This is a genomic window from Kitasatospora sp. NPDC101235 (assembly GCF_044767505.1).
Taxonomy (GTDB): Bacteria; Actinomycetota; Actinomycetes; order Streptomycetales; family Streptomycetaceae; genus Kitasatospora.
The window spans coordinates 426,902-453,548 of the sequence record NZ_JBIWNZ010000003.1; the positions used below are offsets into that span (position 1 = coordinate 426,902).

The window sequence follows — 26,647 nt, forward strand, 5'->3', positions numbered from 1 at the left end:
TCCCGCGCAACAGCGGGTGCACAACAACGGGTGCAGAAACGCTCTTGCAGGCCTGGACCGGCTGGGGCGGGGGCGTGGTCCGGACACGCCTCAGCGCCCGGAGTGCCACTGCACCACTCCCGGACGGTTCGTCCGAGGAGCGGCGCGCCGGCACCGGGCGCTGTGAGCGTTGGGCGGCAGCCCGACCGCACTGCGGTGGCGCGCGCTACGAGGCGAGGACCTCGTCGAGCAGCGTCTCCGCCTTGTCCTCGTTGGTGTTCTCCGCCAGCGCGAGCTCGCTGACGAGGATCTGGCGCGCCTTCGCTAGCATCCGCTTCTCGCCGGCCGAGAGGCCGCGCTCGCGCTCGCGGCGCCAGAGGTCGCGGACGACCTCGGCGACCTTGATGACGTCACCCGAGGCGAGCTTCTCCAGGTTCGCCTTGTAGCGACGGGACCAGTTGGTCGGCTCTTCCGTGTACGGTGCCCGCAGCACCTCGAAGACCCGGTCCAGACCCTCCTGGCCGACTACATCGCGCACACCGACGAACTCCGCGTTCTCGGCGGGCACGCGGAGCGTCAGGTCTCCCTGCTGCACCTTGAGCACCAGGTAGGTCTTGTCCACACCTTTGATCTGGCGAGTTTCGATGGCCTCGATCAGCGCGGCCCCGTGATGGGGGTAGACCACCGTGTCGCCAACCTTGAACGTCATGTGACAGGACCCCTTCCGTGGCTTTCCAGAATAACACGCTTCTCGGCGCACCCGAAGGGCGTTTTCGCAGGTCAGGGCCGGTCTCGGGGCTTGACAAGCACCCCCATGACGTGCTGCGACCAGTGTTCGAGAGGGGCTTCCCGCAGGTCGGAGGCGGTTCCGGGGTTCGGCGAAACCCTTGCGCAACACCCCCGCAACCATGATTGGATCTTGAGCTTTCACCCCTTTTCGGGTCGCGGCCGAATCGTTATTCGATCTTGGTCGAACCTTGTCCGTCGAGTGACCTGGACATGTCGGACGTACCGCCGGACGGCCTCCGGCGGCCCTCGGGAGTGCGACACGGGGACCACCCCGTGAGGAGCACATAAGTGAGGTCGATAATCTGAGACCTGACCTACCGACACGTGACCTAGGAGAAGCCGCCGCCGTGAGCCGCAGCCTTCGACGCGGCAGCATCGCCGCCATCGCCGCCATCGCCATCGCCTCGCTGTCCTCCTGCGCTGCTGGCAACGCGCCGGACACCCTGCAGATCAAGCCCGACAACGCTGCGGCAACCATCGGGACGAACCTCCGGCTGAACAACATCGTGGTCGTCACCGGGGAGGGCACCGCGGGCAACTACACCGGTCCCGCCAACGTGGTCGTGAACATCGCGAACACCGCGGACACCCCGGCCGAGCTCAAGTCGGTCACCGTCGGCAACGGTGCAGCTGCCACCTTCACGGACGCCGCCGGCGCTCCGCTGTCCAGCATCGTCGTCCCGGCCGGTGGCTCGGTGGCGATCGGCGGCCAGGGCAACCCGTCCGCCACCGTCGCCTCCGCGACCGTCTCCGTCGGCGGCTTCGCCCCGACCGCCTTCACCTTCAAGGACGGCCAGAAGGTCGAGACCGAGGCCGCGGTGAGCCCGGACCCGGGCGAGCACGGCCGCGGCCTCTACAAGGGCTTCGGGCCGACCCCCTCGGCGACCGCCACCCCCGCCAAGACCACCACCCCCGGTGCCACCGCCCCGGCCACCCCGGGCGCGCCGACCACCGGTGCCGCCGTCCCGGCCGGCGCCACCACCACCCCGGCCGTCCCGGCCGCGCACTGACGCCGTACCCCGCCCCCGGCGGGCCCGCCCGGGCCCGTCGGGGCGACGCGAAGGCCCCCTCCGGCTACTGCCGGCGGGGGCCTTCCGCGTGGTCGGGACGGTTTACGGCTCGAACTTGTAGCCCAGGCCGCGGACGGTGACCAGGTAGCGCGGCGCGCCCGGGTCCGGCTCGATCTTGGCCCGCAGGCGCTTCACGTGGACGTCCAGGGTCTTGGTGTCGCCGACGTAGTCCGCGCCCCACACCCGGTCGATCAGCTGCATCCGGGTGAGCACCCGGCCCGCGTTGCGCAGCAGCATCTCCAGCAGGTCGAACTCCTTGAGCGGCAGGTCGACCTTGGCGCCGTCCACGGTCACCACGTGGCGGTCCACGTCCATCCGGACCGGGCCCGCCTCCAGGGCGCCCGGGCCGCCGCCGTTGTCGCCCGCGCCGCCGTCCTCGCCGCGGCGGCGCAGCACCGCGCGGATCCGCGCGACCAGCTCGCGGGTGGAGTACGGCTTCGTGACGTAGTCGTCAGCGCCTATCTCCAGACCGACGACCTTGTCGATCTCGCTGTCCTTGGCGGTCACCATGATCACCGGGACGTTGGAGCGCACCCGGAGCTGGCGGCAGACCTCGGTGCCGGGCAGGCCCGGCAGCATCAGGTCGAGCAGGACGAGGTCGGCACCGTTGCGTTCGAACTGCTCCAGGGCGTCGGGGCCGGTGGCGGCGACGGCCACCTCGAAGCCCTCCTTGCGGAGCATGTACGAGAGGGCGTCGCTGAACGACTCCTCGTCCTCGACCACCAGTACTCGGGTCACGATCAGGCCTCCGGGGCAAGCTGAGGGGTTGTGTCTGACAGGTGTTGTTTCCGCTCCCCGGCGGGGAGCGGACGGTCCGTACGGTCCGTGGTGAGGGTTCGGGGTGCGGCGGCGGGTCCGGCGAGGCCGCCGGCCGGCACGTGGTCCGGCTCGTCGCCGAACGCGTCGTCGGGCTCGCCCTGCGCGGGTGCCTGTCCGGCGGGCAGGCGGATGGTGAAGGTCGAACCCTGGCCCTCGACGCTCCACACCGAGACGGTGCCGCCGTGCGAGGCCGCGACGTGCTTGACGATGGACAGGCCCAGGCCGGTGCCACCGGTCGCCCGGGAGCGGGCGGGGTCGACGCGGTAGAACCGCTCGAAGACCCGCTCGCGGTCCTTCTCGGAGATACCGATGCCCTGGTCGGTGACCGAGATCTCGATGAGCTCGCCGTCCGCCTCCCCGAGCGCCGCGGCGCTGGAGATCCGGCGGGTGGCGATGGCCACCCGGGTACGGGGCGGGCTGTAGTTGACGGCGTTCTCGACCAGGTTGCCGAGCGCGGCGGCGAGCTGGCCGCGGTTGCCGTGCAGGTAGAGGCCGGCGATGCCGCCCGCCGCGATCAGGATCTGCTTGGCGGCGGCCTGCTGGCGGCAGCGGTCGATCGCCTCGGCGATCAGCTCGTCCACCGCGACCGGCTCCGGGTCGACCATGAGCCGGTCGTCCTGGACCCGGGAGAGGTCGATGATCTCCTGGACCAGGCTGGCCAGCCGGGTCGCCTCGACCTGCATCCGGCCGGCGAAGCGCTGCACCGCCTCCGGGTCGTCGGACGCGTCGGCGACGGCCTCGGAGAGCAGTGACAGGGCGCCGACCGGGGTCTTGAGCTCGTGGCTGACGTTGGCCACGAAGTCCCGGCGGACGGCCTCCACCCGGCGCCGCTCGGTCTGGTCCTCGACCAGCACCAGCACCAGCCGGGAGCCCAGTGGGGCCACCCGGACCGAGACCGCGAGCGGCTCCGCCGCGCGGGCCGCGCCCGGCCGGGGCACCTCCAGCTCGACCTGGCGGATCTCGCCGTCCCGGCGGGTGGAGCGGGCCAGCGCGAGCATCTGGTCCACGGCGACGGCGCCGCCGCGCACCAGGCCCATCGCGTACGCCGCCGAGCTGGCCTTGACCACCTCGTCGCCCTCGCCCAGCACGATCGCGCAGGAGCGGAGCACGGAGAGCACGGTGTCGACCCCCGGCGGCAGCGGCGGCTCGGGGTTGCCGGTGCCCAGCGACTGGTACCGGCCGTGGTTCCTGCCGCCGGTTCCGCCGTACTTGCCCCTGGCCTGCTCGCGCTCGCTCCAGCGGAAGGCGATGGAGGCGGTGAGGCCGACGCCGAGCCCGGCTATGGCACAGGCAGCGGCGGCGGCCACGTTCACGTCCATGTGGCCAGCGTAAGCGCACGGCCAGGGCAGTCCCCAAGCGCTGGATCAAGGCATCGACCACGCGTTGCCGAGAATTCACCTTCAGGTAGCTGCCGATTCACCGTAGCGGCCGTGCGTCGTCGCCCTGACGGCGGAAAGTTGGCCAGGCAGCCCGTGTGGGAGAGATCGGTGTGCCCAACAGCGGCCACCGGCTCGGGTGTGCGCGTACGATGCGCGCCACCAGCAGCGGTCACCCGGACACCGGAACGACGGTCGGACGGGCCGGCCGGTCGGCACCGCCACCGACACAGCTACTGAGGAGAGAACATGCGCGACGCGTACCACGAGGAACTCGATGCGATCGGCGACAGCCTGGTCGAGATGGCCCGGCTTGTCGGCTCTGCCCTGGGCCGCGCCACCACCGCCCTCCTCGACGCGGACCTGGCGCTGGCGGAGAGCGTGATCGCCGCCGACGAGAAGATCAACGAGCTGCACCACGAGCTGGAGAACCGGGCCATCGACCTGCTGGCCCGCCAGCAGCCGGTCGCCACCGACCTGCGCATCGTCGTCACCTCGCTGCGGATGAGCGCCGACCTGGAGCGCTGCGGCGACCTCGCCCGGCACGTCGCCAAGGTCGCGCGGATGCGCTACCCCGACACCGCCGTGCCGCGCGACCTGCACTCCACCGTCCTGGAGATGGGCCAGCTCGCCCAGCGCCTGGTGGCCAAGGCCGGCCTGGTCATCGCCACCAAGGACGTCGACAAGGCGCTGGAGATGGAGCAGGACGACGACGCGATCGACACCCTGCACCGCGAGCTGCTGTCGCACCTGATCGACGAGCGCTGGCACCACGGCATCGAGACCGCCGTCGACATCACCCTGGTCGGCCGCTACTACGAGCGCTTCGCGGACCACGCGGTGTCGGTCGCCAAGCGCGTGGTGTACCTGGTGACGGGCGAGCACGTGGCCGAGTTCGTGGCCGCCACCGAGGCCGCCGAGGCCGCGCCGGTCGACTGACCTCCGGTGCGGGCCCGGCCGGGCGCGGCATTACGGCTCACGGCTCCCCCGAGGGGCGGCGAGTAAACCTGAGACGAGGGTGGTGCGGGCGCACGGTCTTCCGTGCGCCCCACCACTGCGCGCCCGTTGACGCCCCCTCCGTCCGGCGGTTTCACTCGACATCGGGGGCACAGGACTGTGCCCGTCACTAGGAGGGAAGCTCGATGAAGGCCAACCCGACCCGACCGGCAACCGCCCACGACACCGTCGAGCCACTCGCCCCGAAGCTGCTTCCCGTCCTCGCGGCCGGCTGCGGCTGCGGCCCGGGCTGCGGCTGCGGCTGCCAGTCCGGCGCACCCTGCCAGTGCGGCGGTGCCGACGGCGGCTGCTGCGGCCACTGAGCGGTCCGCCGACCGAGGAGTCCCCCGAGGTGCACGGCCCACCGGCGGCCGTGCACCTCGTCCGTTCCCGTGGGCGTCAGAACCGGACGTCGGAGCAGGAGTAGAAGGCGTTCCCGGTGTCGGAGATCGTCCAGACCGCGACGACCACCTGGTGTCCGGTGCGCCCGCTCGGCACGGTCGCGGTGTGACTGAGCGTGCTCGGCACCTGCTTCCCGCCGTACGGGACGGTCAGGAACGGCGTCAGGTCCAGGTCGGCCCGGGTGACCGGCCGGCTCGCGTCGTAGCCCGGCTTGGTCATGTAGTACCGGAAGTCGGTGGTCGCGTGCCGGGCGGTGAACGTCCAGGTGAAGGTGAGCGGCTGGCCCGCCGTCACCGGCGTGGTCGGCCAGGCGCCCCCGTGCGGGTCGTCCAGCTCGGCGAAGCGCGAGTTGCCGCCGGCGCAGATGGTGCCGTCCGAGGGGCCGAGGGACGGGAAGCCCTTGGGACCCTCGACGCTCTGCGGCTCCCACTGGATGTCACCGCAGTCCCAGGGGACGGCGCTCGTGTGCACGTCGCAGAGCGCGGCTCTGCTGGGCGGGGTCGAGATCCAGCCGTGGGACGAGGCCGGGGAGGCGAGGGTCAACGGGATCGCCAGCGCGGCGGCGACCGCCGCGACGATGTGGCGTGTGCGCATGGTGCTCCTCCGTGGGGGTGGATGGAGTGTGCGCCGGGGGCGCAGACGCGCGCGCGTGGGGGTGCGGCGGCCCGGACGGGGAGATCCTGGCATGTCTGCGCCAGTCCGGTGCCCTCACGGTAGGAGTCACCACCTGAGCCGTCAATGGTCTGAACCATTTTGCCGCCACCTGCCCAACTCTCGTGCCGGACAGGCGGGTTGACCCAGAGGCGACCGAAGCGAACGAAGACCCCGCCGCCCGGTCTGCCGGGGCGGCGGGGCCGTTTCGCTTCTGGGCTTACTTCTTGCCCTGGTTCTTGACCGCCTCGATGGCGGCCGCGGCGGCGTCCGGGTCGAGGTAGCGGCCGCCCTTGGCGACGGGCTTGAAGTCGGCGTCCAGCTCGTACACCAGCGGGATGCCGGTCGGGATGTTCAGGCCGGCGATGGCCTCGTCGGAGATGCCGTCGAGGTGCTTGACCAGCGCACGCAGGCTGTTGCCGTGGGCGGTGACCAGGACGGTCCGGCCGGCGGCGAGGTCCGGGACGATGGCGTCGTACCAGTACGGGAGCATCCGCTCGACGACGTCCTTCAGGCACTCGGTGCGCGGACGCAGCTCGCTCGGGATCTCGGCGTAGCGCGGGTCGGCGGCCTGCGAGTACTCGGCGTCGTCGGCCAGCACCGGCGGCGGGGTGTCGTACGAGCGGCGCCACAGCTGGAACTGCTCCTCGCCGAACTCGGCCAGGGTCTGGGCCTTGTCCTTGCCCTGCAGCGCACCGTAGTGGCGCTCGTTCAGCCGCCAGCTGCGGTTGACCGGGATCCAGTGCCGGTCGGCCTTGTCCAGGGCGATCTGGGAGGTGCGGATGGCGCGGCGCAGCAGCGAGGTGTGCACCACGTCGGGGAGCAGACCCTCGGCGGCCAGGAGCTCGCCACCGCGGGCGGCCTCCTTCTCGCCCTTCTCGTTGAGGTCGACATCGACCCAACCGGTGAACAGGTTCTTCTGGTTCCACTGGCTCTCGCCGTGGCGGAGCAGGATGAGTCGGTACGTCGTGTCAGCCATGGCCCCCAGCTTAGTGGGGGGGCGGAAAACCCCTGGTGGGGACCTTCGGCCGATGTGTAATGTGTGCTCCGCGCATCTGACACTTACACGCGTCGGCTGACCGGGCCTGCCGCACCGCTCGGCGGACGCCCACCCCCGGGAGCCCCCACATGCTCGTCACCCTGGCCTCCAATCCCCGGCTCCGAAGACTCGTGCACGAGACGGTGGGCGGGCTGCCGCGGCAGTTCTGGTGGCTCTGGGTGAGCACGCTGGTGAACAAGCTCGGCGCGTTCGTCGTCACCTTCCTGGCACTGTACTTGACGGTCGACCGGGGGTACTCGGCCTCCTACGCGGGCCTGGTGGCCTCGCTGTTCGGCCTGGGTTCGGCCGTCGCGGCGATCCTCGCGGGCGTGCTGGCCGACCGGATCGGGCGCCGGCCCACGCTGGTCGCCGCCCAGCTCGGCACCGCACTGTTCACCGCCGTGCTCGGCTTCGCGGACGGCCAGGTGGCGATCGCCGCGGTGGCCTTCCTGGTGGGCCTGTGCAACAACGCCACCCGCCCGCCCACCTCGGCGATCATCGCCGACCTCGTCCCGGCCGAGGACCGGGTCCGCGCCTACTCGCTGAACTACTGGGCGATCAACATCGGCTTCGGCCTCTCCGCCGCCGTGGCCGGCCTGATCGCCACCCACGGCTACCTCACGCTCTTCCTGCTGGACGCGCTCACCACCCTGGTCTGCGCGGTGGTGATCTTCGTCCGGATTCCGGAGACCAGGCCGCAGGCCTCCCCCGACCAGGCGGAGGGCTCCGCCGAACCGCAGGTCAGTCTGCTGTCGGTGTTCCGGGACGCCCCCTTCATGGCGCTGGTCGGGCTGACCCTGCTGCTCGCGCTGGTCTTCCAGCAGGGCAGCACCACGCTGGCCGTGGACATGGGCGCCTCCGGCATCACCTCCAGCGAGTACGGCCTGGTCATCGGCCTGAACGGGCTGCTGATCGTGGTCCTCCAGATCCCGCTCACCCGGTGGATGGAGGGCCGCTCGCGGACCGGGCTGCTGATCACCAGCTGCCTGCTCACCGGCTGGGGCTTCGGGCTGGCCGCGCTGGCCGGCTCCTCGGCCTGGCTGTTCGCGCTCTCGGTGGCGGTCTGGACGGTCGGCGAGATCCTCAACACGCCGGTGATGATGGGCCTGGTCGCCGAGCTGGCGCCGACCCACGGGCGCGGCCGCTACCAGGGCGTGCACAGCCTCTCCTGGTCGCTCGCCTCGTTCCTCGGCCCGGCGGGCGGCGGGCTGCTGCTCCAGCACGCCGGGCCGGCCGTGCTCTGGACTGCCTGCGGGGCGGTCGGGACGGTCACCGCGCTCGGGTACGTCGTGCTGGCCCGCCGCACCGGTGCGGCGGGGCGCCGCCGGCCCGCGGTGACGGAGGTCCCGGCGCCCGCGGTGGAGCAGGCCGGGAAGGCTCCGACGGGCGCCTGACCGGACGGGTCAGCCGGCGTCCGGGGCGTCCGCCTGCGTGGTCTGCGGCGCGGCCAGGTGGGCGAAGGCGGCCAGGTTGCGGGTGGACTCCCCGCGCTTGGTCCGCCACTCCCACTCGCGCCGGATCGCCGTGGCGAAGCCCAGTTCCAGCAGGGTGTTGAACGGCTCGTCCGCGTTCTCCAGCACCGTCCCGAGCAGCCGGTCCACGACCTGCGGGGTGAGCGCCTCCAGCGGCAGCCGGCCCGCCAGGTAGACGTCGCCGAGCGCGTCGACCGCGTACCCGACGCCGTACAGCCGGGTGTTGCGCTCCAGCAGCCAGCGGTAGACGGCCTCGTGGTTCTCGTCCGGACGGCGGATCACGAAGGCGTTCACCGACAGGGTGTGGTCGCCGACCCGCAGGGCGCAGGCGGTGCTCAGCTTCCGGGTGCCCGGGAGGGCCGCCACCAGCGTGTACGGGTCGGCGGCGGCCGGCTCCCAGGCCACCCCGGCGTCGTCCAGGGCGGTGCGCAGGAGGGTCAGGGCCTCGTCCTTGGTGCGGATTGCCATGAGGGTGACGTTACTCGCCGGTACCGGGCGGGCGCAGCCTCAGGCCGGCCGGTACCGGGCGGGCGCAGCCTCAGGCCGGCCGTCGACGGGCCGCGGCCAGTCGGCCGGCCGGGCGGGCCATGCTGCCGGCGTACACCTCGGCGGTGGTCGCCGCGGCGGCGTCCCAGCCGAAGCCGGACGCGTGCCGGGCCGCCGCATCGCCGCGCCGGGCCGCCAGGCCCCGGTCGGTGATGTAGGGCTCCAGTGCGTACGACCACTCCAGCGGGTCGTGGCCGGACACCAGGGTGCCGGTCTCGCCGTCCCGCACCGCGACCGGCAGACCGCCGACCGCGGCCGCCACCACCGGGGTGCCGCAGGCCTGCGCCTCCAGCGCGACCAGCCCGAAGGACTCGCTGTACGAGGGCATCGCCAGCGCCGTCGCCGCCCGGTACCAGTCCGCGAGCTGCGGCTGGCCGACCGGCGGGTGGAACCGCACCACATCGCCGATGCCCAGCTGGGCGGCGAGCTTGTGCAGGCTCTCCGGCCGGGCCAGCCCGGTGCCCGAGGGCCCGCCGACCACCGGCACCACCAGGCGCTCGCGCAGCTCCGGGCGGCGCCCCAGCAGCGCGGCGACCGCCCGCAGCAGCACGTCCGGGGCCTTCAGCGGCTGGATCCGGCCGGCGAACAGCAGCACCGCAGCGTCCTGCGGCAGGCCCAGCCGGGCCCGCGCAGCGGCGGGCGTCCCCGGCCCGCCGGGGCGGAAGACGTCCAGGTTGACCCCGGGGTGGACGACGGCCAGCTGGTCCGGCCGGGCGGCGTAGTGCAGCGCCAGTTCGGCGGCCTCCTCGGTGGTGTTGGCGATCAGCCGGTCGGCCGCCTCCACCACCTGGGTCTCCCCGATCACCCGGGCCGCGGGCTCGGGCGTGTCACCCTCGGCCAGCGCGGCGTTCTTCACCTTCGCCATGGTGTGCATGGTGTGCACCAGCGGCACCCCCCAGCGCTGCGCGGCCAGCCAGCCGACCTGCCCGGAGAGCCAGTAGTGCGAGTGCACCAGGTCGTAGTGGCCGGGGCGGTGGCCCGCCTCCGTCCGCAGCACCCCGTGGGTGAAGGCGCACAGCTGGGCCGGCAGGTCCTCCTTGACCAGGCCCTCGTACGGCCCGGCGGTGACGTGGCGGACCAGTACGCCCGGGGCCAGCTCGACCGTCGGCGCGTCGTCCGAGCAGATCGACCGGGTGAACACCTCGACCTCGATGTTGAGCTCGGCCAGGCGCTTGGCCAGCTCGACGATGTAGACGTTCATCCCGCCGGCGTCCCCGGTGCCGGGCTGGTGCAGCGGCGAGGTGTGGACGCTCAGCATCGCTATCCGGCGCGGGCGGCGGCGGCCGGGGACGAGCGACTGGAGCCGGCCGCGCGCGGGGGCGGCGGGCTGGGCACGGCGTACCGAACGGACGGGGTGCTGGATCACCTGGCTGAAGCCTCCTCTGTGCGGCCCGTCGAGGCGGTCCGCGCCGGGCCGCCCGTTGTCCGGTGTGCGCTGCCCCGTCCGGGCACACATCACCACCAGTGTGCCAACCACACGGACCGCGTCCGGCATTCCCGCCCCGGCCCACCGGCCGGAGCGGTCGCCGTCGCCCCAGGTCAGCACGGTGCCGCCGGCGGCCCGACTACCCTTCTGGGCATGGCTGCCTCCTTCGACCCCGCAACCGCCGCGCCCGCCCGCGGACGGACCGGGCGCCCGGTCGGGACGGTCACCCGGGGCACCACCAACACCAACCGGCTGCGCCGGATGGACCGCTGGATCGCCCACACCCTCGGCCGCGCGCTGCGCAGCGCCGAGCGCCCGCCGGTCGCGGTGGACCTCGGCTACGGCGCCGCGCCGTGGACCGCCGTCGAGCTGGCCGGGCGGCTGCGCACGGTGCGGCCGGACGTCCGGGTGGTCGGGGTCGAGATCGAGCCGGAGCGGGTCGCCGCCGCGGTGCCGTACGCCGAGCCGCCGCTGCTCACCTTCCGGCGCGGGGGCTTCGAGGTGCCGCTGGACGGCGGCGCGCCGGCCCAGCTGATCCGGGCCGCCAACGTGCTGCGGCAGTACGACGAGTCGGCGGTGGCCGGCGTGTGGGAGCGGCTGTGCGCACGGCTCGCCCCGGACGGGCTGCTGGTCGAGGGCACCTGCGACGAGATCGGGCGGCGGCACGTCTGGGTCGCGCTCGGCCCGGAGGGACCCCGGACGGTGACCTTCGCGGCCCGGCTGGGCGGCCTGGGCCAGCCCTCCGACCTGGCCGAGCGGCTGCCGAAGGCGCTGATCCACCACAACGTGCCGGGGCGGCCGGTGCACGCCTTCCTGACCGAGTTCGACCGGGCCTGGGCGGCGGCCGCGCCGTACGGGGCGTTCGGGGCCCGGCAGCGCTGGGTGGCGGCCTGCACGGCGCTGGCGGGCAGCTGGCCGCTGGTGGACGCGCGCGGGCGGTGGCGGCAGGGCGAGGTCACGGTGCCCTGGTCGGCGCTCGCGCCGTAGCCGCCGCGGGGGCGGCGGGGCCGTACCGGGCGGCGGCGGGCGTACGGGCGACACCCGCGCTCGACGCGGGGCCGGCGGGCGGGAGCGCACGGCCGCCGGTGTGCGCGGGAGCTGGTGAGCGACCCGACGCATTCACTCGAACGAGTTATCGAATATCTCTGGCGTGTTGACGCCTCGGCACGCCACGATGGACCCGGCCGAGCGGCGCCATCACACACCGCCCGGTCGGCACCACGCCCAGCCCCGTCGTCAGCCGTCCTGCTCGGACAGCTCCCGCCGGACCCGTTCGAACACCTCGTACATCTCCGACCCGAACAGCACGAACCGCACCTCCGCCAGCTCCGCCCCCGCCTCCGCGTCACCGCCGTCCAGCACCTCCGCGACGGTGCCGAGCGCGATCCGGGCCGCGTCCGCCGGCGGCCAGCCGTAGATCCCGGCCGACACGGCCGGGAAGGCCACCGTGCGCGCGCCGAGCGCCGCCGCGGTGCGCAGCGACTCGCGATAGCAGGAGGCCAGCAGCTCCGCCCGCTCCTCGTACTCCTCCGCCCGGTACACCGGCCCGACGGTGTGCACCACCCACCGGGCCGGCAGCCGCCCGGCCGTCGTCGCCACCGCCCGACCGGTGGGGAGCCCCTTGCCCCAGTGCGAGGCCCGCAGCCGGCGGCACTCCTCCAGGATCTGCGGCCCGCCCCTGCGGTGGATCGCGCCGTCCACCCCGCCACCGCCCAGCAAGGACGAGTTGGCGGCGTTCACCACCGCGTCCACCGGCTGTTCCGTGATGTCACCCTCCACCAGGGTGATCCGTGCCACCATCACCAGCTCCCTCCCCCGGACCGCCCGGCCGCCGCCGGGACGGGAACCGAGTCGTCGTCCCAGTCCAGTCACCACACCGCCACCGGCGTGGCAATAACCACAACGGCGCCGGTCGGCCAGAGAAATCCCCGGAGATCACGTTATGGTCGCGAGAAGTTCCCCGGCGCGCGGTGCCAGGCGGGCACTGCGGACGGACGCCGACCGTTACGCAGTCGGGGAAAGGGAGGAACCACCGATGCCCGCAACGGGAGACGGGCGGGCACCTGGTGCCGCGGACCTGGCGGGCGCCCATGACGGCGCCCCCGTCGGTCATGCCCGCAACCGCGCCACGACCGGACCGGCCACGGCGGCTCCCCCGATACCCCACCCCCGCTCGCGGGCCGCGCACGCCTCCCACCCGTCCCACATCTCCGAGCCGGGAGGCCCTGCGGGGGCGGACGGGCCGGCCGACGACGCGCCGCTGCGGCTGCTGGTCATCGAGGACGACGCCTCGGACGCCCAGCTGATCAAGGACGCGGCGGCCGACAGCGGCACCTCGATCGAGATCCACTGGGCCCGCGGGCTGGACCAGGCCACCGAACTGCTCGCCCCGCCCGCGCCCTGGGCCCGGCGCGGGCGTTCCCGCACCCCCGAGTTCGGCTGCGTGCTGCTCGACCTCACCGCGCCCGCCGACCTGCCGCACCCGTCCGACTCCTCGGACGGGCTGGAGGGCCTGCACGAGCTGCTCCGCCGGGCCCCGCACACCCCGGTCGTCGTGCTCACCGACGCCGCCGGAGCCGAACTCGGCGCGGCCGCCGTCGCGGCCGGCGCCCAGGACTTCCTGCTGAAGCACGAGACGGACGGCCCGCTGCTCGCCCGCGCCCTGCGCTACGCCGTCGAGCGCAAGCGCGCCGACGAGTCCCAGCGCCGCCTGGTCGAGGCGGAGTTGCGCGGCCAGGAGAACGCCCGCCTCCAGCGCCACCTGCTGCCCACCCCGCTGCTCGACGGCGCCGGGCTCTCCTTCACCCGGCGCTACCGCCCCGGCCGCCGCCGCGCACTGCTCGGCGGCGACTTCTACGACGCCGTGCGCACCGACGACGGCACCGTCCACGTCGTGATCGGCGACGTCTGCGGCCACGGCCCGGACGAGGCCGCGCTCGGCGTCGCGCTCCGGATAGCGTGGCGCACCCTGGTCTTCGCGGGCCTCACCGGCGAGGCCCTGCTCACCACCCTCCAGCACGTGCTGGAGCACGAGCGGCGCAGCGACGAGATCTTCGCGACGCTCTGCATGCTGGTCATCGAGCCCGCCGCCGGCAGCGGCCTCGACGCGCTCGGCGCCGGCGAGCGGGCCCGGCTCTACCTCGCCGGGCACCCGGCGCCGCTGCTGCTCGGCCGGGACCACGGGCCGATCACCCTGCCCGCCGACCTCGCCGGGCCCGCGCTCGGCCTGTTGCCGTGCCACGACGGGCAGGCCGCCTGGCCCGCCCACGAGGTCGAACTGCCGGTCGGCTGGCGGCTGTTGCTCTACACCGACGGACTGATCGAGGGACGGGTCGGGGCCGGGTCGCGCCGGCTGGGCCAGGACGGGCTCGCGGACCTGATCGGCGACCACCAGGCCGCCGGGCTGACCCGGGGGCGGCTGGTCGACAGCGCCATCGCCGAGGTCGAGGAGCTGAACGGCGGCGCGCTGACCGACGACGTCGCGGTGCTGCTGCTGGAGCGCAACCCGGTGCAGCTGATCCTGGGCTGACGGACGCACAGGCGGGCACGCAGGCGAACACGCAGGCGGGCGGACACAGAGCGGCCCGGGCGGGTGAACTTCCCGCCCGGGCCGCCGCGTTGTCCGCTGCCGTTCCTACCAGGGGCCGTACGGCCCGGTGTTGCTCCGACCGCCCCGGCCGCCACCGCCGCCGGTCAGTGCCCGGATCGCCGGGCGGACGTCCACCACGTAGACGATCGAGGCGACCAGACCGGCCAGGGTGCCGATGCCGGTGAAGAAGTTCACCCCGAACAGGAAGTCCCAGCCGAAGGAGATCGCCAGGATCGCCACCCAGAAGCCCTTGGTCTTCTTGTCGGCCGCCCGGTAGGCGTCCTCCCGGCGGGTGGCCGCGTCGGCCAGGGCGAACAGCTTGTAGGCGAGGATGGCGACGGTCGCCCACCAGATCGGGTTCAGGTAGGAAAAGGCCAGAATCTGAAACACTCCGACCATCTCGATCTCCTCTGCTCTCGGCTCCGGCGCTGCGCCCGCCGTCCATCCTGGCACGACGACCGTCCGCAACGAGGCCAACGTCCCACGGTCACCGGATGTGCCCTGAGGCACACGGGCTCACTCCGCGGCGTCGACGGCGTCCCTGCCGGCCTTGGCGGACTTCTTCGGAGCGGACTCGGCGTCGCTCTGCGCCGCCGGCTCGGCCTCGACGGGCTCCGTGGTCAGCTCGGGCCGGTCGGCCTCGTCCGACGCGCCCGGGCGGGCCCTGTCCACCACGACCTTGCCGCGCTCGGCCAGCTCGTCGTACGTCTCCTTGGCCTTCACCGCCAGCTCGACCGCGCGGGCCACCTGCTGCAGGGCGAAGCCCTGGGCCCGCTCCTGCAGGACCTTGAGGTCGGTGGGCAGGGCGGTGACGGTCTCGGTGACCTTGGCCTGCGCCCCGGTCAGCAGCGACTGCGCCTCCTGGAGCCTGGCGGTGGCCCTCTCCTGCGCGCCCTTGCGGTCCGCCGCCAGCGCCTCGACCCGGCCCGGCACCTCGCACAGCTTCTCGTACGCGAGGTCCCCGGCACCGGCCAGGGCGTACAGCGGGGTCGGGTCGCTGAGGGTCTTCTTGATCTCGTCGGTGATGGGCATGGTTACCGGTCCTCCCGGTGGATGTTCTGGGTGGCTGGGCCGTCGGTCGTCGCCCCGGAGGCCGACGCGGCGTTCTCCTTGAGGAAGGCGTCGTAGACCGCGAGCAGCGCCTGCTTCTGCTGCTCGTTGATCAGTGGATCGGCCAGGATCGAGGCCCGTAGCTCCAGGCCCTCGCCCCGCCGCTCCTCCAGGATCCCGGCCTGGACGTACAGCGTCTCCGCCGAGATCCGCAGCGCCTTGGCGATCTGCTGGAGGATCTCCGCGCTCGGCTTGCGCAGCCCGCGCTCGATCTGGCTGAGGTACGGGTTGGACACGCCGGCGGCCTCCGCCAGCTGCCGCAGCGAGTACTGGGCGTTCCGGCGCTGCTCGCGGATGTACTCGCCCAGCGAGCCGACGTTCAGTGAGGCCATGCGGACAGCCTGCAACACCCTGCTTGCACATGCAAGCAGGGTGCTAGCGGCAGCAAACGCGTCGGGGCGGGCGGGGCCCGGCAGGCGGGTGGTCAGGCCAGATGACGCAGGAGGAGCTCGGTGAGCCGTTCGGCGGAACGCAGCGGGAGGTAGTGGTCGGCGTCCGGGACGAGGTGGCCGCGGGCGCCGGGGATGTCGGCGGCGAGCCGCCGGGCGATCGCCGCGATCTCCGGGTGGTCGCGGTCGCCGTGGACGACCAGGGTGGGCGCGGTGACGGTGCCGAGGAGCGGCTCGGCCGCCCGGGCCGGGGCGCCTGCGAGGTGGTGCTCGCTGACGATCCGGCGGGCCGCGTTCTCCTCGACCATCGCCGCGATCAGCTCGCCGCCCGGTGCGTCGCGGCCCATGGCGGCCCAGACGGAGAGTTCCAGCTCGGCCAGGGCCACCGCGTCGCCGCGCCGCCGGGCCTCGGCGTAGGCGGTGGTCTCCGGGGACGGCGGCCAGTCGTGGCCGCTGACCGAGGCGCCGACCAGGCCGAGCGCGGCGACCCGGCCGGGGTGGGCGAGGGCGAAGTCCAGCGCGGTCTCCCCGCCCATGCTCAGGCCGACCAGCGCGGCGCTGCGCAGGCCGAAGTGGTCCAGTACGGCGCCCAGGTCCGCGACGTCGTCGAAGGCCTGCTCCGGCGCGCTGGAGCGGCCGAGGCCGCGGGCGTCGTAGCGGATCACGTCGTGGTGCCGGGAGAGCGCCGGGGCGACGGCGTCCCACAGCCGGGAGTCCATGCCGGAGCCGTGCAGCAGCACCACCGGGCTGCCGGTGCCGCGGCGCTCCGCCCACAGCAGGCCGCCGCCGGGGGCGGGGACGTGGACCTCGGTGGCGGGGGGATCGGTGTGCAGGCTCATCCGGTGATCCTTCCAGAGGCCCCGCCCGGCCCGGCGCTGCCCCTGGCCGCTCAGGCGGACTCGGGCAGCCGGATCGGCATCAGGACGGAGAAGGTGCCCGTCCGGCCGGGGGGGCGGACGGCCAGCGGGGCGATCGGGCCGCCGAGTTCGAGGAGCAGCTGTTCGGGCCGCCCGGCGTCGAGGGCGTCGAGCAGGAAGTCCCGGTTGACGGCCAGCCGGTAGCCCTCGGGGGCCGGGTCGTCGGCGACCGTCAGGAGGCCGTCCCCGGTCAGGGTCAGGACGGTGACCTCGCAGTCGGCGCCGCCCGGGCCGGAGGGCAGGGTGCGGGTGGTGCCGGTCTCCACTGCGGCGCGCAGTTCGGCGGCGGACAGGGTGATCCGGTGCTCCGGTTCGAGCCGGGTGACGGCCCGGTGGTCGGGGTAGTCGAAGTCCAGGGCGGCGCCCTCGATCCGGTGTTCCCCGGCCTCGGCCCGGACCAGTCCGCCGCCGAGGGTGAGTGCGACCTCTGCCGCCCCCGCGCCGAGCAGCGCGCGCAGCGCGTCCACCAGCGCGGTCGGGACGACCGTGCCGGCCACCGGCCGCTCGGGCGTGTCGCCGGCGGCGGGCACCTCGGCGAGGGCCATCCGGTAGCGGTCGGTGGCGACCAGGCGCAGTACCGGTCCGTCCGGCTCGAAGAGCACGCCGGCGAGCGAGGGCAGCTCCGGGTCCGCGCAGACCGCGAAGCGGACCGCGTCCAGGGCGGCCGCGAGGTCCTCGGCCGGGACGGTGAGTCGGAGTCCGGCGGGGGTGGTGGTCATCGGCTGCTCCCTCTGGTCGATCATCGCGTGGATCAGGGAGAGCTCGCGGCGGGCGTCGGCGAGGCCGTCCTCCAGCCGGCGCAGGTGCGCGTCGAGCACCTGCCGGGCCTCACCGCTGCCGGGTGCGGCGCCGAGCACGGCCCGGATGCCGGCCAGCGGCAGGCCGACCCGGCGCAGCCGGGCCAGCAGCCGGGCGTCGGCGAGCTGGCCGGGCCGGTACCAGCGGTAGCCGGTCTGCGGGTCGACCCAGGCGGGGGTGAGCACCTCGGCGCCGTCGTAGTAGCGCAGGGTGCCGACGCCCAGGCCGCTGGCACGGGCCAGTTCGCCGATGCTGTGCAGCTCGCTCTCCATGCCGGTGACTCTGCGGGCTCGACCTGGTCGAGGGTCAAGCCGGGCCGGCGAGGTGGGCCAGCTTGTGCGGGTTGCGGACAGCGCGGATCTCGGAGATCCGCACGGTGCCGTCGGGCTGCTCGGCGAAGTCGAACACCGAGACGGAGTCGACCGCTCCGTCCACGGTGATCAGCACGCCGGGCTCGCCGTTGACCAGGACCGGACGGGCACCGGCCCCCTCGCCGAGCTGGCGGAGCACGCCGAGGACGAAGCGGGCGACGTTCTCGGCACCGGTGAGCGGCCGCAGCGCGGCGCGGATCACCCCGCCGCCGTCCGTCCAGCCGGTGACGTCGGGCGCGAGCAGTTCCAGCATCCGGTTGAGGTCGCCGCCGACGCAGGCGGCCATGAACTCGTCGGTGGCCCGGCGGCGCAGCTCGGGCGGAGCGTCGTATCGCGGCCGGCGGGCGCGCACGTGCGCCCGGGCCCGGCTGCCGACCTGGCGGCAGGCGGCCTCGGTGCGGTCCAGGGCCGCGGCGATCTCCTGGTAGGAGAAGCCGAAGGCCTCCTTGAGCACGAACACCGCCCGCTCCAACGGCGACAGGCTCTCCAGCACCACCAGCAGGGCGACCGAGACGGTCTCGGCCCGCTCGACGCCGTCGGTCGCGTCCGGCTCGGTGACCAGCGGCTCGGGCAGCCAGGGGCCGACGTAGGACTCGCGTCGGACGGCGGCCGAGTCCAGCTTGTTGAGCGCGAGGTTGGTGACCGTACGGGCCAGGAAGCCGCCGGGGCTGGCGACCGGGCCGGTGACGCCGCTCCAGCGCAGCCAGGTGTCCTGGACCAGGTCCTCGGCGTCGGCGACGCTGCCGAGCATCCGGTAGGCGATGCCGAAGACCATCCGCCGGTGCTGCTCGAAGTCGGCCAGCCGGGGGTCGGTCGGTCGGGTGTCGTCGGCCGGCGCGGCCCCGCCGGTCGGCCCGGTCCCGTGGGTGTCGGTCACCCGCGCGACGCTACCGCACGGTAGCCACCGCGCTCAGCTCCGGAAGGCCTCGTAGGCGGGGGCGAGCACGGCGGCGAGGTCGCGGCCGTGCACGGTGATGCCGGAGCGTCCGAGGCGGCGCAGCGAGGGCTCGTCCGGGCCGTCCTCCTCGGGCGGGGCGGGGTGCAGGGTGAAGTCGCCGCGCCAGTAGGCGGCGACGTTGACCACGGGCGGCTTCGGTTCGTCGGTCAGCGGTTTCGGTTCACCGGTCATGCGTCCTCCTCGGCCACGGCGTCCTCCCGGGTGAGGGCGACCAGTTCGCGCAGCGCCTCGACCGGCAGGTCGGTGAGCCAGCGCTCCCCCTCGCCCACCACCGTCCGGGCCAACGAGCGCTTGGCGGCGAGGAGTTCGTCGATCCGCTCCTCGACGGTGCCGACGCAGACCAGCCGGCGGACCTGGACGTCCCGGCGCTGGCCGATCCGGAAGGCGCGGTCGGTGGCCTGCTCCTCGACCGCCGGGTTCCACCAGCGGTCCAGGTGGATCACCTGGTTGGCGGCGGTCAGGTTGAGGCCGGTGCCGCCGGCCCGCAGCGAGAGCAGGAACACCCGTGGCCCGCCCGGGGACTGGAAGCGTTCGACCAGCTCCTCGCGGCGCGCCCGGGGCAGGCCGCCGTGCAGGTGGAGCACCTCCTCGCCGAGCCGGCGCTCCAGGTACGGTCGGAGCAACGCGGCGAACTCGGCGTACTGGGTGAAGACCAGCGTCCGGTCACCCTCGGCCAGCGCCTCCTCCAGCAGTTCGGCCAGCCGGGCGACCTTGCCCGAACGCCCGCCCACCGCCGAGCCGTCGTGCAGCAGTTGGGCCGGGTGGTTGCAGACCTGCTTGAGCTTGCCGATCGCGGCCAGCACCGTGCCGCGCCGCTCCACGCCCCGGACGCCCTCGACCCGCCGCAGGAGGTCGGCGACCACGGCCTGGTAGAGGCCGGCCTGCTCGGCAGTGAGGTTGCACCAGACGGTCATCTCCTGCTTGGCGGGCAGCTCGGCCGCCACCGCCGGGTCGGACTTGACCCGGCGGAGCACGAACGGCGCGGTGCGGCGCAGGAGTTCGGCGGTGCGCTCGGGGCTTCGGTGCAGCTCGACCGGGATCGCGTAGCGTTCCTTGAAGCGCTCGGCCGGCCCGAGCAGGCCGGGGTTGGCGAAGTCCAGGACGGCATGCAGTTCGGCGAGCCGGTTCTCCACCGGGGTGCCGGTGAGCGCGATCCGGTGCCGGGTGACGGGCAGTGCGCGGATCGCCCGGGACTGCGCGGTGCCGGTGTTCTTGATGTGCTGGGCCTCGTCGGCGACCACCCGGCGCCAGCGGATCGCGCGCAGGGCGGCGAGGTCCCGCTGGACCAGCCCGTAGGTGGTGATGACCAGGTCCACTCCCCTTACCACTGTGGCGAGTTGCTCCGCACCGAGGCGGCCGGCTCCGTGGTGGACGTACCGCCGCAGGCCGGGGGCGAAGCGCTCGGCCTCGCGCTGCCAGTTGCCGACCAGGGACATCGGGCAGACCAGCAGGGTGGGGCCGGTGGCGCCCTCGGAGCGTTCGGATTCCTTCTCGGATCCCTCCTCGACAGTCTTCTCGGAGCTCTTCTCAGCGGCCTTCTCGGAGGCGAGCAGGGCGAGGGTCTGGACGGTCTTGCCGAGGCCCATGTCGTCGGCCAGCACGGCGCCGAGGCCGAGCCCGGACATGGTCCGCAGCCAGGCCAGTCCGCGCTCCTGGTACGGGCGCAGCACGGCCCGGAAGTCCGGCGGCAGCTCCAGTGCCGGGGCGGCGCCGGCCTGCCCGGCGAGCAGCTCGCCGAGCGGACCGTCCGCGCGTACCGAGGTGACCGGCAGCCCGGCGACCGTCGCCTCCGGGTCGAGGGCGAGCCGCAGCAGCTCGGTGGCGGCGAGCACGCCGTCGCGCCGGTCCGCGAGGAAGGCGAGCGCGGCGGCGATCTGCGCCGGGTCGGCCTCCAGCCAGGTGCCGCGCACCCGGACCAACTCCTGCTTGGCAGAGGCGAGTTCGGCCAGCTCCTGCTCGGTGAGCGGATCCCCCTCCGGGCCGAGCGCGGCCTGCCAGCGGAAGGCGACCACGGCATCCCGGTCCACCTGACTGGTGACCGCGAGCGAGCCGGGCGCGCGCGGGGTGGTGGCGCGCAGGGCGAGCCCGAGCCGGGGACGGCGGCGCCACCATGCGGGCAGCAGCACCCCGAAGCCGCCCTCGGCGAGGGCGGGCGCGGCGGCGCGCAGGAAGTCCAGTGCGCCGGCCCGGTCCAGCGGCAGGACGGACGGGCGGGAGCGGTGGCGCAGCCCGTCCAGGGCGGGCCACCGGTGGGCGGCGCGGGCGAGTTCGGCGACCAGGACGTCGGCCGGGTCGTCGGCCTTGCGGGCGAGCGCGGCATGGGCGGCGCCGCCCTCGTGCAGGTCGGCGGCGCGGACCAGCAGGGAGGGCTCGTCCACGGCCTGGAGCAGGAACTCCAGCTGCCAGGCGTCGTCGGAGGGGCGGCCCTCCGGGTCGTCCGGGTCGGGGCCGGGCGGCTCGACCAGACGGAAGCAGAGCCGCAGCGCCGGGTCGACGGGCTCGGCGGTGGCGCACCAGGCGCCGAGCCGGCGGCGCAGTTCGGCGACCTCCTCGGGCGGGGCGCCGTCGATCCCGCCGTCGGGGGTGCCGAGGGCGTGCAGCCAGCGCTCGGCGACGGTCCCGGCCTCGCCGGGCGACGGGAAGGGGGTGTCCGCCAGTGCGGCGCGGGCCTCGGCGTCCACCAGCGCGCCCAGGGCGGCGCCCAGCAGCGCCTCGCCGCTGCCGGGCCCGTGCGGCCACTCCCCCAGCAGGACGGGCGGGCAGCCGGCGGCCAGGGCGGCGGCCTCGCGGCGCCCGGCCGGGGTGAGGTCGGGCCGCCACCGGGCCTGCGGGCGGTCTTCGGCGACGTGGGCCCCGCCTGCCCGAGGGCGGGCGGGGAGGGAGGGCAGCGGCAGCACCCGGCCCTGGCCGACCGTTCGCCAGGCGAGGTCGTGCACCCCGGTGAGCCAGCGCAACGAGGGGCCGTGGACCACCTCGACCCGCCCGGCGCCGGGCAGGTCGGAGCCGGTGACGGCCCAGACCGGGTCGAAGACCTCGCCGAGCAGCTGGGCGGCGGCCCCTGCGTCGAAGAGCAGCGCCGGTACCCGCCAGGGGGTGAGGACCGCACCGCCGCGCGGTGGGGTGACCGGCAGGTCGGGCGAGGGAGCGGGGAGGGCGCCGACGGTGGGCAGCAGCAGGGTGGCCCAGCGCTCGGGAGCCTGCCCGGCGAGCCAGCCGAGGCCCGGGCCGATGCCGCCGAGCACGGCGGCCAACTCGCCGGCCGGGCAGGCGTAGGGGTGGGCGCGCGGGGCGGGCCGGTCCGGGCGCGGTTCAGCGACGGCGGGGTGGGCGCGGGCGTCCTCGGCCCAGAGCGCCAGCTGCCCGTCCGCCCGCCAGAGCGCGTGCAGGACGAACATCGGGGGCCTTCCGAGCGGGGTGGGACCGTCCTTCGCAGCCTAACCGGGAGGGCCGACAGGGCCGGTCCGCTGAGCCGTTCGGGGGACGCCCGGAAGTTCTGGTTGAAAGTTGAACGAAGTTGTCCTACGCTGGAGGCAACAAGTTGAAGCCTAAACAAATGGCTTCGAACCAAGGAGGAAGCCATGGGCCTGTTCAACCGCACCAAGACCGTCACCGCCCCCGCCGCGACCGCCGTCCAGACCCCGGCCGGCCCGGACCTCGCCCACCTGACCGGCGACTGGACGATCGACAACACCCACAGCGAGATCGGCTTCTCGGTCCGCCACGCGATGGTCACCAACGTCAAGGGCCGCTTCACCGAGTACGACGGCAAGCTGCACCTGGACGGGACCCACCCGGGCAACTCCTCGGCGGAGCTGGCGATCAAGGTCGGGAGCATCGACACCAACCAGGCCCAACGCGACGAGCACCTGCGCACCGGCGACTTCTTCGCCGTCGAGACCCACCCGGAGATCCACTTCCGCAGCACCTCCGCCCAGCTGGTGGGCGGCGACTCGTACCGGATGACCGGCGACCTCACCATCAAGGGCACCACCCGCCCGGTCGTGCTGGACCTGGAGTACACCGGCAGCGCCACCGACGCGTACGGCGCCCAGCGGGTCGGCTTCGAGGGCAAGGCCGTCGTCGACCGCACCGAGTTCGGCCTGACCTACAACGCGGCGCTGGAGACCGGCGGCGTGCTGATCGGTGAGAAGGTCAAGCTCAGCTTCGACATCTCCGCCGTCAAGGCGGCCTGAGCCGGCCTCCCCCACGAGCACCGCCCCTGCCCTTCCCCCCGGGGCAGGGGCGGTTTTCACCTACCCCAGCGGCAGCAGCGCCGCGTCCGCCGCGGGCAGCCAGCTGCCCGGCGGGCGGCGCAACCAGTCTTCGGCGGCACCGAGCGCGCCCGCCGCCGCGGCCAGCGCCCGCAGCCCCGGGTGACGCTCGCCGGGCCGGTGCACCAGGCTGACCAGGCTCAGCGGCACCGGCTCCACCAGCGGCACGGTCACCGTCCCCGGGATCCGCGGGCCGCCGACCGTGGTCAGCATCGGATCGCCGTGCCGGGCGAGGTAGCGGGCGGTCTCGTCCACGCCCACCGGCGGCACGTACGGCGCGGCCGCCGTCAGGCCGTGCTCGCGTAGCAGTCGGACGCCTAGGTCGGCCCACTCGGTGGTGGCCGGGTTGCCCGCGCAGATGTCGACGGGGTGCCCGGCCAGGTCGGCCAGGCGCAGTACGGGGCGGCCGGCCAGTGGGTGGGTGTCCGCCATCATCACCGCGATCCGATCCAACCGCACCGGCAGCTGGACGAGTTGACCGCGCACCGGGGCGGGCAGCCCGGCGAAGCGGCCGAAGGAGGCGTCCAGCCGGTGGGCCAGCAGTTCGGCGGCGGCCGCGGCCAGTCCGCCGTGGAAGCGGGCCAGCAGTTCGCCCTCCGGCCGGTCTGCGCGGGCCCGTTCCAGCACCCGGTCGGTGGTGAGGTCCGGGCCGGTGACGTCGCTGTTGAGGTCGACCAGCAGCGGCCGGGCGGCAGCCCCGGCTCCGGAAGCCGCGTCGGTGAGGATCTCGTCGTGCAGGGCCAGGAACCGGCGCGCCCGGGGCAGCAACCGCTGCCCGGCCGGGGTGAGTTCGACGCTGCGGGTGGTGCGGCTGAACAGCGCGTCGCCGAGCAGCCCCTCCAGGCTCCGGACGTCCCGGCTGAGCGCCTGCTGGGCGATGTGCAGCCGCTCTGCGGCCCGGCCGAAGTGCAGGGTCTCGGCGGTCGCGACGAAGCCGCGCAGCAGTCGGGGGTGCAGGTCACGGGGCATGGGCGGCAGATTAACAACAGCGTGTTGTGAGTGCGGCGAAACAGGTGTTGGACGGTTGCCCGCCGACGGCGCCAGGCTGTGGGCACCCCCTCCTCCCCCTGCTCACAGGAACACGATGCCCTCGCGCGCCTTCCTCGCCTCCTACCGGCGGCTGTTCGCGGCCCCCGGCGCCGCCGCCTTCACCCTGGCCGGGCTGCTCGGCCGGCTGGCGCTGTCGATGTACGGCGTCTCACTGGTGGTGCTGCTCTCCGAGCGGCGCGGCTCGTACGGGCTGGCCGGGGCGGTCTCGGCGGTCGGGCTGGTCACCGGCGCGATCGGGATGCCGCTGATCGGGCGGCTGGTGGACCGGTACGGGCAGGCCCGGGTGACGGTACCGGCCGCGCTGTACAACGCCGTTCCGCTGACCGGGCTGCTGCTCTGTGTCCGGCTCGGCGCGCCCGACTGGACGCTCCTGCTCTGCTCCGCGGCCTGCTCGGCGGCGCCCAACCTCGGCGGCATGGCCCGCTCCCGCTGGGCGCACCTGTACCGGGACGACCCGGCCGCCCGCCACCTGGCCAACTCCTTCGAGCAGGCACTGGACGAACTCTGCTTCATGGCCGGGCCGGTGCTCGCGATGCTGCTCTGCACCGCGCTCGCCCCGGAGGCCGGACTGCTCGCCACGGGCACCCTCGGCACCGTCGGCGCCCTGCTGTTCGCCGCCCAGCGGCGCACCGAACCCCCGCTGCCCGTCCGGGAGTCCACCGACCAGAGGCACGGCTCGCCGCTGCGGGCACCCGGGCTGCGGGTGCTGGTGCTGACCTTCCTGGCGACCGGCATGGTCTTCGGCGCGACCGAGATCACCACGGTGGCGTACGCCGACGCGCTCGGCCACAAGGCGGCGGCCGGCCTGCTGCTGGCCCTGGTCGCGGGCGGCTCCTGCGTGGCCGGGCTGCTGTTCGGCCTGCTGACGCCACGCCGGACGCCCGGCACCCGCTTCGTGCTCTGCGCCACGGCGATGGCCGCGGTGCTGCTGCTGCCGCTCGCCGCCGGGCTTGGCGGGGCCGGGCTCGGGCTGCTCGGCGTGGCGCTGTTCGCGGCCGGCACCGCCACCGCGCCGACCATGGTGACCGGGATGACGCTGGTCCAGGAGCTGCTGCCGCAGCGGCAGTTCAACGAGGGGATGGCGACGGCAGTGTCCGGCATCGTGGTCGGCATCTCGGCCGGGGCGGCGCTCGCCGGGACGGTCGCCGAGCAGGCCGCTCCGGGCACCGGCTACGCCCTGCCCGCCGTGGCCGCCGGGCTCGCGCTGCTGATCGCGCTGGCGGGGCGGCGACACCTGACGGGACGGACGTCCGGGGCCGGCACGTCAGCGAACGTGCCCGCGGGCACGCCTGGCCAGGCGCCGGGCCAGTCGCCAGGCGGGGCGCCGGGCGGGGCGCCGGGCGGGGCGCCGGGCGGGGCGCCGGAAAATGCCGAGCAGATTGTCAGTGGCACCGTCTAACTTCGAGGCATGGCGGAAATCACCTACGTCCGAGGCGATGCCACCGCGCCCCTGGGCAAGGGCGTGAAGGTGATCGCGCACGTCTGCAACGATCTCGGCGGCTGGGGCAAGGGCTTCGTGCTCGCACTCTCCAGACGCTGGCCCGAGCCCGAGGCCGCGTACCGACGCTGGCACCGGGAGCGGGCGAAGAACGACTTCGGCCTCGGCGCCGTCCAGCTGGTGCCGGTCGGTCCGTACGTCTGGGTGGCCAACCTGATCGGCCAGCGCGGCATTCGGACGGGGCGCTCCAGCGGGGTTCCGGTGCGCTACGAGGCGATCGACACCGGACTGGCCTCGCTCGGCGAGGACGCGCTCCGGCTCGGCGCCTCCGTCCACATGCCGCGGATCGGCTGCGGTCTGGCGGGCGGGCGCTGGGAGCGGGTCGAACCGCTGGTCACCGCCCGGCTGACGGCCCGGGGCGTCCCGGTGACCGTCTACGACCTCGACTGACCGGGCGCCCTGACCCCTTCCACCACTCCACCGACCCGATCACTTCGGCTACTTCGGCTACTTCGACCGATCCGTCGGCTCCGGCCGGCCGGACCCGACCGCCACGCGCGCGGCCGGCCAGGCGTACACGTACTCGGGCAGCAGGAATCCGCCGGGGAACTCACCCTCCTGCGCCCGGACCCGCTCGGCGCCCTCGCGCTCGTAGAAGGCGATCGCGCGGGTGTTGTCCCGCAGCACCTCCAGGGAGAGTTCGGCCCCGGGGTGCCGCTCGGCGACATGGGTGCGGGCCGCGGCCAGCAGCTCGCGACCGATGCCGCCACCGTTCAGTCCGGGGCGCACGTGCAGGTTGTCGATCAGCACCCCGCCGTCCGGCTGCGGGACGAGGTAGATGAACCCGACCATCGCGCCCGCCCGTTCGGCCACCAGGAGCTCGGGGGCGTTCCCCGGCTCCCCGTAGTCAGCCTCCAGGCGCAGTTTCCACAGCTCACGCCGCTGGGCGACCATCCCGTCGCCCAGCCCCTCCTCCGGGACGATCCCCTGGTAGGTGGTGCGCCAGCTGTGGGCGTGCAGTTCGGCGATGGACTCGGCGTCCTGCACTCCGCCGCGCCGGATGACGGTCTGCCCTGAACTGATCATGTGACCAGCCTCCCACAGGGAATGGAGTTGAACATGTTCAACCGATACGTCTACAGTTCTGCTCAGCTTTTGAACGCGTTCGAAACAAAGGGGGTCGTCGTGGCA

27 protein-coding genes are annotated in these 26,647 nt (G+C 74.2%); 9 read left to right on the forward strand and 18 right to left on the reverse strand.

Features of this window, described 5'->3' with window-relative positions:
• Positions 1–205: 205 nt before the first annotated feature.
• Positions 206–688: a CarD family transcriptional regulator gene (locus ACIRRH_RS08115; protein WP_014136563.1), complete on the reverse strand. Its 483-nt coding sequence runs from the start codon at positions 686–688 to the stop codon at positions 206–208.
• A gap of 427 nt (positions 689–1,115) precedes the next feature.
• Between ACIRRH_RS08115 and ACIRRH_RS08120 the strand changes: the two genes are divergently transcribed.
• Positions 1,116–1,778 carry a DUF461 domain-containing protein gene (locus tag ACIRRH_RS08120; protein ID WP_403063335.1) on the forward strand — a complete coding sequence of 221 codons (663 nt, stop codon included), beginning with the start codon at positions 1,116–1,118 and terminating at the stop codon, positions 1,776–1,778.
• 102 nt (positions 1,779–1,880) lie between these two features.
• On the opposite strand, the gene ACIRRH_RS08125 is transcribed toward ACIRRH_RS08120, so the two are convergent.
• Complete coding sequence (locus ACIRRH_RS08125) at positions 1,881–2,576, reverse strand: response regulator transcription factor (protein ID WP_031069385.1); 696 nt, start codon at positions 2,574–2,576, stop codon at positions 1,881–1,883.
• Positions 2,577–2,578: 2 nt separating this feature from the next.
• On the reverse strand, positions 2,579–3,976 hold the full coding sequence (locus ACIRRH_RS08130; RefSeq protein ID WP_403063338.1) for a sensor histidine kinase: 1,398 nt from the start codon (positions 3,974–3,976) through the stop codon (positions 2,579–2,581).
• Between the two features lie 306 nt (positions 3,977–4,282).
• On the opposite strand from ACIRRH_RS08130, the gene phoU reads away from it, so the two are divergent.
• Together phoU and ACIRRH_RS08140 are read left to right on the forward strand one after the other, a co-directional pair.
• Positions 4,283–4,972, forward strand: coding sequence for a phosphate signaling complex protein PhoU (phoU, locus tag ACIRRH_RS08135; RefSeq protein ID WP_224282644.1), 690 nt, complete (start codon positions 4,283–4,285; stop codon positions 4,970–4,972).
• A gap of 203 nt (positions 4,973–5,175) precedes the next feature.
• Entirely contained in the window at positions 5,176–5,352 is a 177-nt protein-coding gene (locus tag ACIRRH_RS08140) for a hypothetical protein (RefSeq protein ID WP_224282645.1), read from the forward strand.
• Positions 5,353–5,428: 76 nt separating this feature from the next.
• Here ACIRRH_RS08140 and ACIRRH_RS08145 read toward each other — a convergent pair whose 3' ends face one another.
• Positions 5,429–6,025 (reverse strand): lytic polysaccharide monooxygenase, encoded by a 597-nt coding sequence (locus ACIRRH_RS08145; protein ID WP_403063342.1) that lies wholly within the window; start codon positions 6,023–6,025, stop codon positions 5,429–5,431.
• Between the two features lie 277 nt (positions 6,026–6,302).
• Positions 6,303–7,061: a phosphoglyceromutase gene (locus ACIRRH_RS08150; RefSeq protein ID WP_403063345.1), complete on the reverse strand. Its 759-nt coding sequence runs from the start codon at positions 7,059–7,061 to the stop codon at positions 6,303–6,305.
• 149 nt (positions 7,062–7,210) lie between these two features.
• Here ACIRRH_RS08150 and ACIRRH_RS08155 point away from each other — a divergent pair, with 149 nt between their 5' ends.
• Entirely contained in the window at positions 7,211–8,515 is a 1,305-nt protein-coding gene (locus tag ACIRRH_RS08155) for an MDR family MFS transporter (protein ID WP_403063348.1), read from the forward strand.
• Between the two features lie 9 nt (positions 8,516–8,524).
• On the opposite strand, the gene ACIRRH_RS08160 is transcribed toward ACIRRH_RS08155, so the two are convergent.
• Positions 8,525–9,061 carry a YbjN domain-containing protein gene (locus tag ACIRRH_RS08160; protein WP_403063351.1) on the reverse strand — a complete coding sequence of 179 codons (537 nt, stop codon included), beginning with the start codon at positions 9,059–9,061 and terminating at the stop codon, positions 8,525–8,527.
• A gap of 70 nt (positions 9,062–9,131) precedes the next feature.
• Positions 9,132–10,502: a D-inositol-3-phosphate glycosyltransferase gene (gene mshA, locus ACIRRH_RS08165; RefSeq protein WP_403063709.1), complete on the reverse strand. Its 1,371-nt coding sequence runs from the start codon at positions 10,500–10,502 to the stop codon at positions 9,132–9,134.
• A gap of 216 nt (positions 10,503–10,718) precedes the next feature.
• On the opposite strand from mshA, the gene ACIRRH_RS08170 reads away from it, so the two are divergent.
• Positions 10,719–11,552: a class I SAM-dependent methyltransferase gene (locus ACIRRH_RS08170; RefSeq protein WP_403063354.1), complete on the forward strand. Its 834-nt coding sequence runs from the start codon at positions 10,719–10,721 to the stop codon at positions 11,550–11,552.
• Between the two features lie 249 nt (positions 11,553–11,801).
• Here ACIRRH_RS08170 and ACIRRH_RS08175 read toward each other — a convergent pair whose 3' ends face one another.
• A complete protein-coding gene (locus tag ACIRRH_RS08175) occupies positions 11,802–12,365 on the reverse strand; it encodes an O-acetyl-ADP-ribose deacetylase (RefSeq protein WP_224285170.1) in 564 nt (187 codons plus the stop codon).
• 235 nt (positions 12,366–12,600) lie between these two features.
• Here ACIRRH_RS08175 and ACIRRH_RS08180 point away from each other — a divergent pair, with 235 nt between their 5' ends.
• Positions 12,601–14,094 (forward strand): PP2C family protein-serine/threonine phosphatase, encoded by a 1,494-nt coding sequence (locus ACIRRH_RS08180; protein WP_403063358.1) that lies wholly within the window; start codon positions 12,601–12,603, stop codon positions 14,092–14,094.
• Positions 14,095–14,199: 105 nt separating this feature from the next.
• Here ACIRRH_RS08180 and ACIRRH_RS08185 read toward each other — a convergent pair whose 3' ends face one another.
• The 8 genes from ACIRRH_RS08185 to ACIRRH_RS08220 all read right to left on the reverse strand — a co-directional run bounded on the left by ACIRRH_RS08185 (position 14,200) and on the right by ACIRRH_RS08220 (position 22,092).
• Positions 14,200–14,553, reverse strand: a complete 354-nt coding sequence (locus ACIRRH_RS08185; RefSeq protein WP_224283314.1) for a DUF2516 family protein — start codon at positions 14,551–14,553, stop codon at positions 14,200–14,202.
• Positions 14,554–14,670: 117 nt separating this feature from the next.
• Entirely contained in the window at positions 14,671–15,186 is a 516-nt protein-coding gene (locus tag ACIRRH_RS08190) for a hypothetical protein (RefSeq protein WP_403063361.1), read from the reverse strand.
• Between the two features lie 2 nt (positions 15,187–15,188).
• Complete coding sequence (locus ACIRRH_RS08195) at positions 15,189–15,596, reverse strand: helix-turn-helix domain-containing protein (protein ID WP_403063364.1); 408 nt, start codon at positions 15,594–15,596, stop codon at positions 15,189–15,191.
• A 92-nt stretch (positions 15,597–15,688) separates the two neighbouring features.
• Entirely contained in the window at positions 15,689–16,492 is an 804-nt protein-coding gene (locus ACIRRH_RS08200; RefSeq protein ID WP_403063367.1) for an alpha/beta fold hydrolase, read from the reverse strand.
• A 50-nt stretch (positions 16,493–16,542) separates the two neighbouring features.
• Complete coding sequence (locus ACIRRH_RS08205; protein ID WP_403063370.1) at positions 16,543–17,640, reverse strand: MerR family transcriptional regulator; 1,098 nt, start codon at positions 17,638–17,640, stop codon at positions 16,543–16,545.
• Positions 17,641–17,674: 34 nt separating this feature from the next.
• Positions 17,675–18,616 (reverse strand): RNA polymerase sigma-70 factor, encoded by a 942-nt coding sequence (locus ACIRRH_RS08210; RefSeq protein WP_403063373.1) that lies wholly within the window; start codon positions 18,614–18,616, stop codon positions 17,675–17,677.
• Positions 18,617–18,649: 33 nt separating this feature from the next.
• Positions 18,650–18,868, reverse strand: a complete 219-nt coding sequence (locus ACIRRH_RS08215) for a hypothetical protein (RefSeq protein WP_224283308.1) — start codon at positions 18,866–18,868, stop codon at positions 18,650–18,652.
• Positions 18,865–22,092 (reverse strand): SNF2-related protein, encoded by a 3,228-nt coding sequence (locus tag ACIRRH_RS08220; protein WP_403063376.1) that lies wholly within the window; start codon positions 22,090–22,092, stop codon positions 18,865–18,867. Before ACIRRH_RS08220 ends, ACIRRH_RS08215 begins: the two co-directional genes overlap by 4 nt.
• A gap of 183 nt (positions 22,093–22,275) precedes the next feature.
• Between ACIRRH_RS08220 and ACIRRH_RS08225 the strand changes: the two genes are divergently transcribed.
• Positions 22,276–22,890 (forward strand): YceI family protein, encoded by a 615-nt coding sequence (locus ACIRRH_RS08225; RefSeq protein ID WP_403063379.1) that lies wholly within the window; start codon positions 22,276–22,278, stop codon positions 22,888–22,890.
• A 60-nt stretch (positions 22,891–22,950) separates the two neighbouring features.
• On the opposite strand, the gene ACIRRH_RS08230 is transcribed toward ACIRRH_RS08225, so the two are convergent.
• Positions 22,951–23,937: a LysR family transcriptional regulator gene (locus tag ACIRRH_RS08230; RefSeq protein ID WP_403063382.1), complete on the reverse strand. Its 987-nt coding sequence runs from the start codon at positions 23,935–23,937 to the stop codon at positions 22,951–22,953.
• A 115-nt stretch (positions 23,938–24,052) separates the two neighbouring features.
• On the opposite strand from ACIRRH_RS08230, the gene ACIRRH_RS08235 reads away from it, so the two are divergent.
• Positions 24,053–25,417 (forward strand): MFS transporter, encoded by a 1,365-nt coding sequence (locus tag ACIRRH_RS08235; RefSeq protein WP_403063385.1) that lies wholly within the window; start codon positions 24,053–24,055, stop codon positions 25,415–25,417.
• A 9-nt stretch (positions 25,418–25,426) separates the two neighbouring features.
• On the forward strand, positions 25,427–25,906 hold the full coding sequence (locus ACIRRH_RS08240) for a macro domain-containing protein (RefSeq protein ID WP_403063388.1): 480 nt from the start codon (positions 25,427–25,429) through the stop codon (positions 25,904–25,906).
• Positions 25,907–25,963: 57 nt separating this feature from the next.
• Here the strand turns inward: ACIRRH_RS08240 and ACIRRH_RS08245 are convergent, their stop codons facing one another.
• The gene (locus ACIRRH_RS08245) at positions 25,964–26,542 is read right to left on the reverse strand and encodes a GNAT family N-acetyltransferase (protein WP_403063391.1); all 579 of its coding nucleotides are present in this window, start codon (positions 26,540–26,542) and stop codon (positions 25,964–25,966) included.
• Between the last annotated feature and the right edge of the window lie 105 nt (positions 26,543–26,647).